Raw genomic sequence first — 15,043 nt, 5'->3', positions numbered from 1 at the left:
TTTAATGCTGCACTGATGTGTACAGGGCGCCGAGTTGCCCCGGAACCCGCTAGGCCCGCGGCACCTCCCTCTACGACACATCGCCCTGAAGCACCACGATCACGCCGCCAACCCTCATGCGACGGGCGTGGCCGAGAGTGAAGTGCCTACGTCGTTGTGCCCGGAAGAAGGGCACCAGGAAGCTCGATGGGGGAGACGACGGGCTCGCCCTCCTGCCCTTCGGCCGTGTTCCGTATCTGCGTCAGCAGCACCTCCACGGCGGTTCGGGCCAGGTCCGCCAGGGGCTGTCGGACCGTGGCCAGGCCGGGCAGGGCACGGCGTACGGCGGAGGTACCGTCGAATCCGATGACTTTGAAGTCTCGTGGCACCTGCCGACCGCGGCGTTCGGCCCAGTCCAGCACGGCGGCGGCGGACAAGTCGTCGGTCGCGAAGACGGCGTCGATCAGGTCGGCTGCGGCGTCGAGATGGGTGTCGATGAGCCGGGCCCGCTCGGCGTCAGGGGTATGGAAGTCAACGGTGAAGATGATCGGTTCAATACCGGCCTGTTCCAACACCGCCCGATATCCGGCCTCGCGGCGGTTGTGCCTGCCGGTACGCGAGGTAAGCAGTGCCGGACGGCGGGCGCCCCGGTCCAGTAGTAGGCGGGTGGCCTCGCGTGCGGCCGCTTCATTGGCGCAGCGGACGTTGGGGATGGTGGGGGACAGGTCACGATCGATGGTGACTAGCGGCATGCGGACCGTCTGGTACTCCTTGAGATCATCGTTGTGAGCACCGGAGATGATCCCGTCCACGCGGTGGGAGACCAGCAGGTCCAGGTACTCCCGTTCCCGGTCGGCCCGGCCCATTGAGTTGCACACAAGCATCCGGTAGTTGTGCTCGGCCAGGGCGTTCTCGATCTCTTCGGCGAGTTCGCCGAAGAACGGCAGCGCCACGGTGGGCACGATTACGCCGACTATGTTTGTTGACTTGCCGTGCAGCGCCCGAGCGACCTGATTCGGCCGGTAGTTGAGTTGAGCGACCGCCCTGGCGACGCGGTCCTTGGTGGCCTGACTGAGGTAGCCACGGTTGTTGAGCACACGAGAGACCGTCGTCAAGGAGACGCCGGCGACTTCGGCGACGTCGGCCAGCGTGGGTTCACGGCGTACAGCCAAGTGCAACTCCTTTGTGAGACATGGACTACATGAACCTGTATGAACCGGCCCGACCTGTTTGTCAGGTAGTCGGACAAATTCTAGTCGAGCCTGTTCACGAACGGACCGACTCCGTGCATCCGCTCGGGCCATGGCCTGCGTGGCCGCAGCTATGTCATGACATTCTAGAGCATGTTGCGGAGGCGGTAGGTCCGCATGGGAGGAGACCCGGCACGTGTCATGCGCTCTGCCAATGGCGAGCGGGCGCAGCGCTCCTCCCAACGGACGGTCCGCACTGGAGAAGCATATGTCGCATCCGTTGCCGCAGCCCAGCCGGCCTGCTGAGCGACGAAACGCTACGGCGACTCCGGGTGCACTTGCTCGCTGAGCACGCCGTCGTGCATGACCATGACCCGATCACAGACCGGCAGGATTCGTTCATCGTGGGTGACCATCACCGTAGCCCTACCCAGTTCATGCGTCTGTTGGGCGAGCAGCTGAGCCACGTCGTGGGCTCGGCGGGAGTCCAGCGCAGCCGTGGGTTCATCGGCCAGAATCACCTGCGGCTCGTGGTACACGGCAACGGCGATGGCGGCGCGCTGCTTCTCGCCGCCCGACATCTGGGACGGGTATGCCTGCATACGCTCGGCGATGCCCAGAGCCTCCAGCAGCTCGTCACGACGTCCGGTTGCGGGGGTGCGCCGAAGTACCCGGTCATGCAGGGTGAACTGGTCGGCCAGAGTCAGGAACGGGACCAGCCCCGAGTTTTGGAGCACAAACCCCAGGCACCGGTGACGCAGCTGTGTCCGCTTCTTCTCCGGCAGTGCGGAGAACGCTTTTCCATCGATCTCCACCGTGCCCGTGGTGGGTGTTCGCAGGCCTCCCATAACCGTCAGCAGAGTCGATTTGCCCGAGCCGGACGGCCCCAGAATGCCTACGAGCTCGCCACCGCGTAGCTCCAGGTCCGTGGTTCTGAGTGCGTGCACGAGCTCCGCGCCCTGGCGGTAATCGCGGGACACTCCGGATAGCCTCAGCGCCACCGCTGCCGGTGCGCCCCGGTCGACGCGGTCCTTCATGAGATCGCCTCCACGGGGTCAATGCGGGATATGACACGCACCGACGCCAGACCGCCCAACACGGATACCAGGACGAAGGCGAGCGCAATAGTGGCGTTCAATCCCGGTGACGGGCGGAAAGGTACGGCGTCTGGGAGGATGAGTGAGGTCAGCAGGGTCAGTACCAGCCCCGTCAGCACTCCGGCTGCGGCCAGGACCGCGGTCTGCGCCCCTACGGAACGGATGAGGTAGGCGGTGGGGACACCCCGTGCCCGCAGGATGCCCAGGACTGGGCGTTTCTGAAGGGTGAGCACATAGAGGAAGATCCCAAGTACCAGTGACGCCACGAGTATGAGTGAACCGATCATGAGACTGAATGTCAGAACCTGTGCGGAGTATCCGGGCAGCGTCTCGATCAGTTCCTCAGTCGTCAGCAGCGTCAGCCCGGCGGCTGGTGCCGCTGCGGCCGCCTCGGAGTCCGTCGTGATGTCGGCATCCAACACTAGGGCGGTGGTCGTGGGGGAGACGGCAGCGGGGGCATGCTTCCTCAGGGCGGCCTCGTCGACGGTGAGGACGGGCGTGCCCTGGAACATGGTGTCCCGAGTCAGGCCGACGACGATCCACTCATGGTCCGATCCCAGGAGTCGGACGGCGTCTCCGACTCCGAGCCCGTCCGCGCGCAGGCTCTCGTCGGCGAGGACCTCGCGAGTCGGATCAGTGATCTCGGAGCCCGACGCGACGGCGGGGGAGAGCCGGTCGTCCAGGTCGATGCCGAAGGCGAAGACGTCGACCTTGGACCCGCTGCCGATGCGCCTCTCACGGGAGTCTCGATCCGTGCTAGCGGGTAGTTGCGCCGCGGCGGGAACGGTGATCAGAGACGACGCCCGTGCGCTGGCGTGCTTCGCAATGGCTGTGGCGGATGCCACCTGAGCGTCGGTCATCCGGGAGGCGGAGAGGTTGTCGTTGGATGCCTCGGTGAGCATGACGCTGCCGGCGTTCCAGCCGTCCACGACGGCCCGGTAGGAGCCGGCCAGGCCGGAGGCGAGCGATGCCAGGAAGAAGGTGAGGTAGGTGATCAGCGTGATCACCGATACGACCAGTGCGAAACGACCGGGCTCATGCTGTATCTCACGCAGAGCAAGAAACACTGAGACTCCTTATGAAGTTCCATGGCGGTCTTCACTGACGGATGCCGCTAAGCGTGTCCGTCCAGTCGGACCGGGTGGCGTTCGGCCAACCGAACAACACGTTGTCCCAAGCAGCAGGGGTTTCCATGCGAGGGGCATCCGAGCACCATCGGAGTCTGGTCACAGCTGGCTGTGAGCCCGGGAGCTGGGCCGAGCGGCGCTGGTCACCCAGGGTCCGCCGAGACCGGCACAAGTTACGAGGCGAGACGGAACCAATCGTGAAATGACATAATGTACATTATCGGCGTCTTAGTACTCGCGTGCCGAGCGGTGCCAGTTCGACTGTGCGTGGCCGTCTGCCGTCCGCATACTCCAGCAAGACGTTGACGGCCTCATCGTGCTGCGAGATGACGACGTCGGCCGCGCTGCCATCGCCCAACACCAGCGTGTCCACCATTACTCGCGGGTCAGCCACATGAGCCGGGCGGCTTACGTCGGCGACTGCGGCGAGCGCGTCGTACAGGCGCCAGGTGTCCTCCGGATTGACGTTCCCGAGCCTGGCCGCGAAGTACTCAATCGGGTATGTGCACAGCAATACGCGCCCCGGACCATGACGACGTTCTACCAGCGCGGGTCGGCCCGCCGTGTCCCGGGCTATAACGCTCGCCAATGACTCGTCCACGGTTACCGGCAGATAGGCCCGTGCCTCGGCGTTTCCTGACGCCTTGAAGGTCAGGGTGGTTCCGGCGTGAAGCGGACCGAGATCTGTGGTGAAGGTGAATTCAACGAGGTCGTCGGTGACGGGATCGTTCAGACCGTATGTGAGCTGAGGTGACACGCCGAATAGCTGCACGAACCGGTTCCACCAGGGCCCGCGTTGGCTGCCTGCCTCCCCGGCACAGTATGAGACGTAGACCGTCGTGCCGGCGTCGGCCAGTGTCTCGAGCCTCCGCCACGACGGCGCCGTGAGCTGCTTGACCGAGGGCAGCAAGTAAAGCTTGTAACCGCCGGGGATGGCGCCGTTGCGGCCGTCCTCGGGCTCGTGCACCAGCCCCGGAGCCAGGTCCGCCTCCCGAGCCGCGACATATGCCTGTTCCGAGACGTCAACTATGAGGCGACGTTCGACCTCGGTCGTAAACGGGTATCGGGCGGTCAAGTAGGAAGGGATGACGATTGCGGTCTCGGTGTCGGCCCGATGTGCTGTGCCCAGTTCAAGTTCAGCCAGTTCTGCGCTGAAGCTCTCCAGCTCCTGCAAAGGCGGCTTGGGCCTGCCCTCGCAGTCCGTGATGCCGAAGTGCTGTTCGAAGGGATGGTGGCTGTAGGGCCGCTCGTTACAAAGATTGTCATAATCGGTGTTGTTCCAGGCGATCCACCCCGATGCGCCAGCGGTCAGCGTGGAGTGCAGCAGCTGTCGGTAGTACGAGGCGCTGGCCTGCGCGGACACGAAGTCCGAGGACAGGCCGAACTCCTCCATGATCACGGGCTTGTTCGCAATGCCGCCCAGCTCGCAGATGAAGGCCGCCTTGAGGTGCTGTCGAACCCGGTCGTGCTCCATGCGGTAGACGTGAGGCCCGACGAAGTCAACGAGCGGACCGTAGGCGATAGACGAGAAGCCGGAGTCGTGCCCGGTGGTCTCCACCCCCCATAGTCCGTCTCCAAGACTGACGGGCTGGTCCCCTCCCCCGGCCCGCACGGCGTCGACCATCAGCTGCGCCCAGGACGTTATAACCGGCTCCTCGCCCTCACCTCCGTAGATGGGGATCTCGTTGGAGATCAGCCATCCGGCTACCGCGGGGTGGCTGTGGAAGCGCTGCGTCAGTTGCCGCACGTACCATGCCTGGCGAGCAACCATCCACACATCGGAGTAAATGTCCCGGCCCTGCCGCCACGCCGGGTCCCAGTTCTCCCCCGACATATGCCCGACGAGGAACGTGGGGATGGTGCGCATGTCCAGCTCGGTGTGGGCGTTGAGGAAGTCCGCATAGTTGGCGCAGGCCCGCTCATCAATCGTGTCCGGTTCAGGCATGAAGTCGGGCCAGTAGAAGAATGAACGAGTCAGATTCAGCCCGTGCCGGTGGAGCACCTTTAGTTCCTTTCGCACTACGCTCGGATCGTAGCGCGACCACATGCGGGGTCCGCCTTCACGGGACCAGAAGTTCGCGCCCAGCCAGGGTCGGGTATCTGTGCCGTGCGACAGAGTCGGCATCGGACGGGACGGCATCGGATCTCCTTTCACTGTTGGACCGCGGGCTACTTCACTGCACCCGCGGTCAGGCCTGCGACGAAGCTGCGCTGTAGGACGAGGAACGCGATCACTACCGGTACCGACACCGCCAAGGACGCCGCCATGATCTGGTTCCAGTAGACAGCAGTCTGCGTGGAGTACAGCCTCAGTCCGACGGCGAGTGTGCGATTGGCGTCTGTGGTCATCACCGAGGCGAAGAGAACCTCTCCCCATGAAGTCATGAACGAGTAGATGGCCACCGCCACGACTCCCGGCCGTGCCGCAGGAAGCACCACGCGTAACAGGGCGGTGAGCGGGCCGCACCCGTCCACTTTGGCCGCGTCGTCGAGCTCGCGGGGAATCCCGTTGAAGTACCCGGAGAGCATCCAGATCGAGAAGGGTAGCGAGAATGTCAGGTAAGTCAGGACGAGGCCGCCCCGTGTACCGACGAGTTGCACTCCGATCGCGGTGTTGATGTTGGAAAAAATCATGAACAGCGGCAGCAGGAATAGGACGCCCGGAAACATCTGCGTGGACAGGATAGCCGTGGTGAATGCGCTGTGTCCATGGAAACTATATCGGGACACGGCGTATGAGGCGAAGATGGCTATGATCAGGCTGAATACCGTGGCGACTGTGGAGACAATGATGGAGTTCGCGAAGTAACGTCCCAGGGGTACCGTCTTCCACATGTCCAGGAAAGGAGAGATCGTCAGGTGGGTGGGCCACCAGGTGAAGTCGCCCTGGACGTCTTGCAGCGGCTTGAGTGAAGAGCTGATCATGATGTACAGGGGCAGTGCGACGAATGCCGCGAGCACGGCGATGACGAGTATGCGCACCACCTTGAATCCGGTACTCTCACGCATTCTCGGACCTCCGATTGAGGTAGATTATGTATATGCACGACAGTGCCAGCAGCAGCATCAGCAGCAGGGTCGACATTGCGGATCCGGCCCCGAAGTTCCACGTGAGGAATGAGGCGTTGTAGATGTGGAAGGAGATCAGATCGCCCGCGGGCGGGTTGGCGGTTCCGTAGAGGACGTACGGGGTGTTGAAGTCGTTGAAGGTCCACAGAAACATGTTCAGCAACAGCACGAGATTGACCGGGCGCAACATGGGGAGCGTGATCGACCACCACTGTCGCAGCGGTCTCGCGCCGTCAAGGGCCGCCGCCTCATAGACGTCCTCGGGTATCGACTGCAGTCCTGCCATCAACATCAGGAAGGCGAAGGGCCACCAGCGCCATATGGCGACGATCACGATGGCGAAGAATGCGTTGCCACCGATCAACCAGAAGGCGCCGTCGTCCAGTATCCCCAGACTTTGTAAAATATGGTTGATCGCCCCATTGTCCTTCTGGAACATGAACTTCCAGGCGATGATCCCGGCATACATCGGCAGGGCGTATGGCACCAGGAAGAGTGTGCGTATCACCGCTCGGCCGCGGAAGGGGCGTTGCAGCACCACTGCCGCAAACATGCCCAGTCCCCAGGATACGGCGACGACCAGAATCGTGAACGCGCAGGTGATGAGCAGCGAGTTGCGGAACCCGGTGCCGACGGTGCTCGACATGTCGAGCACCTTGCGATAGTTTTCCAGACCCGCGGCAGGCGCTGCAGACCAATTCGCTATGAAGAACTTGGTCAACTGTTTGAAGCTCATCCAGATGCCGGTGAGCATCGGAATGATGTGGATGAGCAACTCGAAAACTACCGCGGGCAGGATGATCAGGTAGGGGAGCCACCATCCCTGCTGTCGTCGCCTGCCGGCGGGACGTCTGGAACGGCCAAAGGCGGGAGCGCGCGCGGTCATGGGATCAGCCGATGGCGGCGGAGACGGTGTCCTGAGCGCTCTGGAGCGCTTTGCGCACGTCGTCGGCGGTCAGTACCGTACCGGTGGCGACGGACGCGAACATGTCGTTCATCGCCTGCCCGACGGAGGACTCGAACTGGTCCTCGGCTGGTACTAGCGGCAACGGCTTCGCCCGGTTCTCGTACACGTCCATGAAGACGGCAGCCTCGGCGTCATCATCGGTGAAGGTCGGGACCTCATCCTTGAGCACCGGTAGCGTCTTGAACTGTTCTCCCAGCGTCGCCTGCTGCTGGGCCTCAGTAAGGTACTTGACCAGCTGGAGGGCGCCGTCCCGGTTGCCGGTGTTGGCGAATACGGCGATGTTGATGCCGGCCACATGACTGGCGGTGTCATCCGGCGCGTTGGCGGGTGCGGGATAGGGAACCACGCCGAACTGGTCGGTGGTCATCCCGTTGGCGACGATCGTGGTGTCCGCATTGTTCTGGTTGATTATCATGGCGGCCTTGCCATTGGCGAAGTCCGCTACTGAGTCGGAGCCGTTGTCGTATTGGGCGTTGGAGGTATTGACCACCGCATCGGTCTGCATGAGGTCGAGGTACCTGAGGATGCCCCTGACCACGCCGTCTCCGGTGAAGGTCGGGTTGCCATCGGAGTCGAACAGCTCCTCTCCCTCCTGTGCGGCGTTAATGAAGGCGTAGTGGGCGTTCTCGGTGTAGCTGCCCGCGGCGATTGCCATGCCGTAGATGCCGTTGTCCGGGTTGGTCAGCCGCTTGGCCGCAGCAACCATCTCCTCCCATGTGTTCGGCGGCTCCAGGCCCGCGTCGGTGAACATCTTGCGGTTGTAGTACAGACCGTAGGCGAGCCCGTACAGCGGAAGTGAGGTGGGCGTGGTTCCCTCGGCGCCGCAGGTGGCCAGCGCCGTCTCCACGAACTTGTCGGCACCGCCTACCGCCTCCATGGCGGCATCGTCGAACTCGAGGAATGCTCCGGTGGCCTGCAGAGAGACCGCCCAGGTGTTGCCGATGTTCACGACATCCGGTGCGTCTCCAGAGGTCACCGCGGTTTGGATACGCGTCTGAAGGTCATTCCAACCGATCACCTCCAAATTGACCTGGATGCCGGTCTTAGCCGTGAATGCTTCGAGCAGCGGGGTCAGGGTCGCATTGTCGTCGTCGACGCTCGCCCCCTGGTTCGAGGCCCAGTAGGTGATCGCTCCGCTCCCCTCCCCCGCGGAGCCGTCCGAGTTGCTGCATGCGGTGGTAGGGGTTACGGCTGCCAGCGCGGCGGCCAGTCCGGAGACGCCGATGAAGCGACGTCGAGTCAGTGAAAAGGACATGGGTTTCCTCCTTGAAACCGTGCGTCGGCGTACCCAGGCGTACTACCGAAGCGCTTCGGTAACAGAGTAGAACCAGTGCGGGTAGGTGTCAAGGGTGGGCGCCTTGAGGATTCAGGCGTCACCAGTCGGCACTGAGGACCGCCTTACGATGAGCTCGCTCGGCTCGGCCACCTCGGGCGCCGCCGCATCTGCACCGTGAAGGCACTCGAGCAGCATTTGCGCCGCCCTGCTGCCGCAGCGTTCGGGATGACGATCCAGGGCACTGATCGGGGGCTCGGCGATTTCACACAGCACGGAGTTGTCCCAGGCCACGACGCGACAGTCGTCGGGAACTGCGATGCCCAGCTCGGTCAACCGGCGGCACGCCGCGACGGCCACCAGGTCGTTGGCGGCGATGATCGCATCGGGGCGCTCCGTGGCGGTCTGTGCAGCGAGTACGTCCGCGGCGTGCTGACCGTGCGAGAGTGCGTATGAGCCGGTGAGTGAACCGTAGTCGAGGCTGCGCGCAGAGCATTCAGCGGCAACGGTCTGCAAGCGACGGATTTCATGGCGGTGGCGCATAGGTCCCGCCACGTGCAGCACTCGACGCGCTCCCTGTTGCGCCAGATGCTCCACGAGCGTGGCGGAGTCGAGGGCGTCATCAATGAGGATGCCGGGTAGCTCGGTGTTCCTGGGCGGACTGGTGCCGTGGAGTACCGCGGGCAGGCCCAGGGACTGCACCAGGTCTGTGCGGGGATCGTCCACCGTCTCGTCAATCAGAATGACGCCATCTACGCGGCTCTCGGCCGCCCAGCGGCGATAGATCGCGAGTTCGTCGCCCAGACCGGCCTCCGTGAGCTTGACGATCAACTCAACTTCTGTGCCTTCCAGGGTCGCAGCTACACCCGCTAGAAAACGCAGATAGTAGGGCTCGGTCCGGATGACGGCGTAGTCGTCCCGGATGACGATGCCGATGCTGCTGGTGCGAGCGCTGGAGAGGGCTCGAGCGGAGGAGTTCGCGCGGTACCCTACTCGTGAGGCGTATTCGATCACGCGTCTTCTAGTGGCCTCACTTACTCCCTTGTGCCCGTTGAGCGCATACGAGACTGATGAGATCGACAAGTTGAGGGCGCGTGCAAGATCCGCGATTGTCGGCGTCGCGTTCATGTGACGCTCTCCCCCGCTAGATTCACGGAGTTCACTTGCCGTACCGGCGATGCACAGCCTGTTTGCTTATGCCTAGCGCGGCACCGATGGCGGTCCAGGAGTGGCCGGCGTTGCGTGCTCGACGCACGGCAACCTCCTCGGCGGCGTCCAACTCTCTGCGGGCGCGCACAATGCGCCCGAGTTCCTTCAGCGGCGCGTCGTCGTCAGCACCGATCAGCGTCTTCATGCAGTCAATCATAGTTGACGCTGGTTAGTGGCGGCAACCCGAGCAACAGTGCTATCTCCTCCCCGGCAATCCTGAGTCGGCTGCTGCGGTCAATGACCGTTCGTCGGCAGACGTGTCTCGCTCCGTTCGAATGGGTTGACGACGGTCAGCCCGGTGATGCCGGTGAAGTCCTTTACGTTCCGCGTGGCGAGAGTAAGCCCATTAGCCAGGCAAGTTCCCGCGATCAGCAGGTCGGCCAGATCCGCCGGGCGGCCCTGCGAGCGGCGCTCGGCCGATGCCTCTGCGGCTGCACTGCTCACGGATGAGTCGATGGCGAGTGTGTTGAAGCTGTAGCTCTCGAGTACAGCCGCGATAGAGCGTTCCAACTGCTTGCGTCTGTGTCCGTCGGGCAACTGCTTGACCCCGTTCAGCAACTCGAAGACGGTAATGGTTGAGAGGAAGAACTCGTGCCCCGCCGACTCAAGAAAGCTCAAGACCGCGGGATCGCAGTCGGGTTTCATGCCCTCGGATACGACATTGGTGTCGAGAAGTACGGTCACAGGTCGACTGCCCTCGTCTCGTTCTCCCTGGGTGGAAGTTCCAGATCGAGACCGCCGACGGCTAGCGCCGCCTCCCGCAGCGCCAGGGCGATGTTCTTCGTCGGGCGGGCTGCGGCTTCGTCAAGCACATGCCTGACTTCGGCCTCAACCGAGCGGTTGTGCTGCGCTGCGAGTTGACGCAGGCGGGCGTGCGTACCGTCGTCAAGATTCCTAATTGTCAAAGTTGCCAACGTTGTCTCCCCAAGTCGGTGACACTATCCATATGACAGCAATGATGTCACATCGAATGCGTCACGCTCAAGAGAGATGTCGGCTACGGCCGCCCTGAGCCGGCGGCCGGGTAGCCGGAGACGATCCGGTCCACCAGGGTGCTGTGAAGTGGTTCTGCTCCCCCACCCAGGTGGCGAATTCCCGGCCCCAGCCCACGCGTCGGCGGCCAAGCAGATACGCAAGCTCCCTGTTGGTGACCATTGCCGAGTAACGGCCCTGATTGGGCGGGTCTCAGAAGACCCGTGGACACCCGGCGTCAAGAAACTTGCTGGCGGAGAAGGCGAACTGCGCGTGAGGGCGGGCGACTTCCGGGTGGTCTACGAGGTCAGCGATGATGTGCTGCTGGTGCCGGTCTTACGCGTCGCGCACCGACGTGAGGTGTACCGGTCGCTGCGATGAGCTGTTCTGTGGGGTGACTTACCTGGATGTTGCCTTGTTCGCCTCCCACAGTCTGTGATAAGTGGGGGACGACGCTAGAAGCTCAGTATGCGTGCCTACGGCTTCCACGATGTGATCGTCCAATACGACGATCTGATCCACTTGCTTAACGGTGTTCAGCCGGTGCGCGACCACGATTACGGTGCGCTCCTGTACCAGGTTCCCAAGCGCCTCCTGAATCCTGACCTCGGTCTGTGGATCAACCGCCGCTACCGCCTCGTCAAGGAGGAGAATCGGGGCGTCCTTGACCAGCGCCCGCGCGATCGCCAGGCGCTGACGCTGGCCGCCCGACAAGTTGAGTCCGCCTTCCGTGAGCTCGCTGTCGAGGCCGTCCGGCAGTTTGTCCACGAAGTCCCACGCCTGCGCGGCACGCAGAGCCTCTTCGAGACGAGCGTCGTCGACGTCGGTTCCCATGGACAGATTCTCCCGTACTGTCGAGGGGAACAGATACACATCCTGGTACACGGTGGTTACCAGGTCTGAAAGTTCCTCCTGACCGAGTTCACGGACATCGCAGCGCCCGATCGTTACGCTGCCAGAGTCGACATCCCAGAAGCGCGCAATGAGGTTGGTTACCGTGGACTTGCCGGCTCCCGATGGTCCCACGAGTGCGGTGATCTCGCCCGGTTGCGCCAAGAAGGACACGTTCACCAGAATCGGGCGGTCCGGTTCGTAACTGAATCCGACGTCGTGCATCTCCACCGCAGCGTTCGCGGCTGTGCCAGAGGGAGTGTCGGGCATGGGATCCACATCCCAGATCTCCGCCAGGCGCGTGACGATATGGGATTGCAGATGCCGGTAGCTGGACAGGTCCATGAGCTCCTGGTACGGCCGATACAGGTTCAAAGACGCGACCAGCAGCAGAATCGCTACGTCCTGAGACAGGGTTTGGTTGGTCGTCCGCACGCTCACGAGCAGCACAAGAACCCCGAAGCCGAGTTCCAACGCCACCGAGGCCAGCGAACTGAGCGGACTGGTCCGCACTGCCATGGCCACACTGGCCCGGCGCAGGCGTTCTACCGCCGCATGGTAACGACTCACCTGCGGCGCATCGGGGTTGGCGCGCAGGACCGCGGTTCCGTGGACCAGCTCTAGCAGGTCGCTGGTTGCCTGAGAACGCTCCCGGGTCACCTCTCCGAGCACCGTTCGTTGTGCGCGGTCCGACAGACGCAGCAACAGCAGGAATATCGGCAGACCGGACAGGGCAGCGAACGCGAGCTGCCAATCGAGGATCATCAGCACAGCACCAGCCAATAGGGGCTGGATCACTCCCTGCATTACCTTTGCGGGAAGATTCGTGAAGTCGACCAGGGGAAGATCAGAGTTCACGAGTGTGGCATTGCGGCCAACGTCGAGTCGGGCGTATTCCCCAAGTGGAATCCGCCGCAAATGAGTCAGTACTCCCCGACGCAGAGCTGCGATGGCGGCATTGGCGGACTTCCACCAGGTCGAGGACAGCGCCACCCCGACGAGCCAGCGCGCCGCGAATATAGCGAGTAGCGGCAAGCCGAAGCGCCACCAAGAGTCTGCGCTAACACCTGTACCGAGCACCTCGAGCAGGGCCAGTAGAACGATGACTAGAGGTGCGCTCCCCAGAACGCCGTCCAGCATGATCCACCAAATGCCCCGACGCCACAGATCTTGCCGATGCGCCCCCAGCAGCGACAGCCACTGCTTCACTGTTCCCAGCTTCGACAACCCTCGTACCCGGGCCGTCACCGTGGGAGTGTCGACTTCGCCGCGGGTGTCGCGCCGCAGATGGTGGCTACGAGGGCTGTTGGCAACCGGGTTCGCGTTGGCCCCGCCTTGTCGCCTCGGCGTTGCTGCCTTCAGATCGCTGTTGGATGCCAGGTGCCATCCCTGAGCCTGCTGATAGGCGGACCACAGCTCGGCGTACTCCCGGCAGCGCTTCAGCAGTTCAGGATGCGCCCCTACATCGATGATCTTACCGTGGTTAACATAGGCGATTTGGTCGTAGTCCGTTACCGATCCCAGGCGGTGCGCGATCGTCACCACGGTGGCGTGCCTGCGCAGATCGGCCAAGGCCTCCTCTACGCCCCGTTCGCTTTCGGGGTCGAGGAAGGCGGTCGCCTCGTCCAGCAGAATCACCCCGGCGCCCTTGAGCATGGCTCGCGCAATCGAGATTCGCTGGCGCTGCCCCCCCCCGATAGGTTTCCTCCGCCTGGAGGCAGGACGGTCTGCCAGCCTTCTGCGAGTTCTGGCACGAACTCCGCAACCCGGGCGCGTTCGGCGGCCTCGTACACCTCATCGTCGGTGGCATCGGGACGGGCCATGCGGATGTTGTTGAGCAATGTATCGGTGAACAGATAGTCATCCTGTTGGACGTAGGCGACTTGTTGCATGAGGGCGACCGGATCCATGTCGCGCAGATCCACTCCTCCCAGCAACACACGACCTGCGCTTGGGTCGTGGAAACGCGCCAGGAGTCCCATGATCGTCGACTTCCCGCCTCCCGAGGGGCCGACCAGTGCAAGAGAACCGCCCGCGGGCACGGCCAGATCGATTCCGTGCAGTACTTCGGGCCCCTGTGATCCGTAGGAGAAGCGCACAGAGCGGAACTCAATCCCGTATCCGTTGTTCACCAACGGCGTTCTAGGGCCGGCTAGGTCCGGCTCCTGAAGTATCTCGTTGATGTTCTTCAGCCCGGCTTCGACCTGGTACTGCAAGACGGCCAGACTGATGGTCAGGTTCAGTAGGGGCTGGGCGAATCCGGTTCCCACGAGCAGGAAGAAGATGAGCGACGACGATGTCAGCGCGCCGCTGTGCACTAGCCACAGCCCCAGTGGCAGTAAGAACAGCACCGCGCTGCCAACCAGCTTGGTAGATCCCACCGCCTGCCACATTCCCCGCTCCATCTTGGTGTTCTCGATGCGTTCGGTCTCGGAGATGACCGCATCGGTAGCAGCGAATCCGGTTGGCCCCGGTAGAAAGCCACGAATCTCCTTCATGCCTCGTAAGAAGGAGATGACAGCGGTATTCAGCTTGGTCTTGGCCTGCGACTCCTCGGCCGCCACGCCCGCTCCGCGCCGAATCCCCCAGATGACAAGCGCGACAGTCAGAACGACCATGAGCAGTGAGGCCAGAGCCATCTGCCAGTTCATGAAGGTCATTGCCACCACACTGGCCAGTGGTACTGCAATGGCTGCGGCCAAGTCGGGGATTGCGTGAGACAGTCCGAGTTCGAGCTGTTCGACGTCGTCCTGGAGCACCTTCTTCAAGTGGCCCGAGCTGTAGGCCCGAACCCGTCCGAGGGGCATTCGTGAGAGCTTCTCCGCCAGGGCGATCCGTATATCGGCCAGTACACGGTAGGCGGCGGTGTGTGACACCGTGTTGGCCAGGGCGCTGAGGACAATCTTTGCGACCACCGCGACCCCGGCCCAGATCGAGAAGGTAACGATTCGATGTGGTTGCCCGGATCTGATGACAAATAGCTCATCGGCGACAAGGAACACGATGATGTAGGGCACCAGTCCGGCCAAGGCTCCGGCGACAGCCAGCACGGCGCTCAGGGCCAACTCTCTGCCCTGCCGTGCGACTGCGATGCCGACGGGGTTGGCCGTGCTGCGTGGCTGCGCATCCTCAGATGTAGTCTGCGGTGCGTTATAGCCGTCGCTTCCAGCGACCGCGAGGTGTTCCACCGACATCGAATACCACCTTCCATATAGTTAGGTTGTCCTAACCATAGCAGGGTGGGTGTTGAGTTGGGTGTCGCGTCACAA

The 15,043-nt window shown here is 63.1% G+C and carries 14 protein-coding genes; 1 reads left to right on the top strand and 13 read right to left on the bottom strand.

Annotation, left to right across the window (positions count from 1 at the left end):
• Positions 1–146 precede the first annotated feature (146 nt).
• The 11 genes from Q4A20_RS03465 to Q4A20_RS03415 form a co-directional block, all read right to left on the bottom strand.
• Positions 147–1,151, bottom strand: coding sequence for a LacI family DNA-binding transcriptional regulator (locus Q4A20_RS03465; protein ID WP_303120362.1), 1,005 nt, complete (start codon positions 1,149–1,151; stop codon positions 147–149).
• A gap of 335 nt (positions 1,152–1,486) precedes the next feature.
• Complete coding sequence (locus Q4A20_RS03460; protein WP_303120360.1) at positions 1,487–2,206, bottom strand: ABC transporter ATP-binding protein; 720 nt, start codon at positions 2,204–2,206, stop codon at positions 1,487–1,489.
• The gene (locus tag Q4A20_RS03455; RefSeq protein WP_303120358.1) at positions 2,203–3,333 is read right to left on the bottom strand and encodes an FtsX-like permease family protein; all 1,131 of its coding nucleotides are present in this window, start codon (positions 3,331–3,333) and stop codon (positions 2,203–2,205) included. The genes Q4A20_RS03460 and Q4A20_RS03455 overlap by 4 nt, the downstream gene beginning before the upstream one ends.
• 277 nt (positions 3,334–3,610) lie before the next feature.
• Positions 3,611–5,533 (bottom strand): cellulase family glycosylhydrolase, encoded by a 1,923-nt coding sequence (locus Q4A20_RS03450; RefSeq protein WP_303120357.1) that lies wholly within the window; start codon positions 5,531–5,533, stop codon positions 3,611–3,613.
• Positions 5,534–5,562: 29 nt separating this feature from the next.
• On the bottom strand, positions 5,563–6,402 hold the full coding sequence (locus tag Q4A20_RS03445; protein ID WP_303120355.1) for a carbohydrate ABC transporter permease: 840 nt from the start codon (positions 6,400–6,402) through the stop codon (positions 5,563–5,565).
• A complete protein-coding gene (locus Q4A20_RS03440; RefSeq protein WP_303120353.1) occupies positions 6,395–7,348 on the bottom strand; it encodes a carbohydrate ABC transporter permease in 954 nt (317 codons plus the stop codon). Before Q4A20_RS03440 ends, Q4A20_RS03445 begins: the two co-directional genes overlap by 8 nt.
• A 4-nt stretch (positions 7,349–7,352) precedes the next feature.
• Positions 7,353–8,684 (bottom strand): ABC transporter substrate-binding protein, encoded by a 1,332-nt coding sequence (locus Q4A20_RS03435; protein WP_303120351.1) that lies wholly within the window; start codon positions 8,682–8,684, stop codon positions 7,353–7,355.
• 111 nt (positions 8,685–8,795) lie between these two features.
• Positions 8,796–9,830, bottom strand: coding sequence for a LacI family DNA-binding transcriptional regulator (locus Q4A20_RS03430; protein ID WP_303120349.1), 1,035 nt, complete (start codon positions 9,828–9,830; stop codon positions 8,796–8,798).
• A gap of 31 nt (positions 9,831–9,861) precedes the next feature.
• Positions 9,862–10,056, bottom strand: a complete 195-nt coding sequence (locus Q4A20_RS03425) for a hypothetical protein (protein WP_187271258.1) — start codon at positions 10,054–10,056, stop codon at positions 9,862–9,864.
• A gap of 89 nt (positions 10,057–10,145) precedes the next feature.
• Complete coding sequence (locus tag Q4A20_RS03420; protein ID WP_303120344.1) at positions 10,146–10,595, bottom strand: PIN domain-containing protein; 450 nt, start codon at positions 10,593–10,595, stop codon at positions 10,146–10,148.
• The gene (locus tag Q4A20_RS03415; protein WP_303120341.1) at positions 10,592–10,825 is read right to left on the bottom strand and encodes a hypothetical protein; all 234 of its coding nucleotides are present in this window, start codon (positions 10,823–10,825) and stop codon (positions 10,592–10,594) included. The genes Q4A20_RS03420 and Q4A20_RS03415 overlap by 4 nt, the downstream gene beginning before the upstream one ends.
• Positions 10,826–10,901: 76 nt before the next feature.
• On the opposite strand from Q4A20_RS03415, the gene Q4A20_RS03410 reads away from it, so the two are divergent.
• The gene (locus Q4A20_RS03410; RefSeq protein WP_303120338.1) at positions 10,902–11,264 is read left to right on the top strand and encodes a type II toxin-antitoxin system RelE/ParE family toxin; all 363 of its coding nucleotides are present in this window, start codon (positions 10,902–10,904) and stop codon (positions 11,262–11,264) included.
• An 18-nt stretch (positions 11,265–11,282) separates the two neighbouring features.
• Here the strand turns inward: Q4A20_RS03410 and Q4A20_RS03405 are convergent, their stop codons facing one another.
• Both Q4A20_RS03405 and Q4A20_RS03400 read right to left on the bottom strand, forming a co-directional pair.
• On the bottom strand, positions 11,283–13,472 hold the full coding sequence (locus tag Q4A20_RS03405; RefSeq protein ID WP_368502422.1) for an ATP-binding cassette domain-containing protein: 2,190 nt from the start codon (positions 13,470–13,472) through the stop codon (positions 11,283–11,285).
• Positions 13,409–14,968, bottom strand: coding sequence for an ABC transporter ATP-binding protein (locus tag Q4A20_RS03400; RefSeq protein ID WP_303120333.1), 1,560 nt, complete (start codon positions 14,966–14,968; stop codon positions 13,409–13,411). The genes Q4A20_RS03405 and Q4A20_RS03400 overlap by 64 nt, the downstream gene beginning before the upstream one ends.
• Between the last annotated feature and the right edge of the window lie 75 nt (positions 14,969–15,043).

Source organism: Actinomyces sp. (genome assembly GCF_030530635.1).
In the GTDB taxonomy this organism is placed as follows: Bacteria; Actinomycetota; Actinomycetes; order Actinomycetales; family Actinomycetaceae; genus Actinomyces.
Note: the sequence above shows the minus strand (reverse complement) of the source record. Positions and strands in the feature narration are given on the sequence as shown.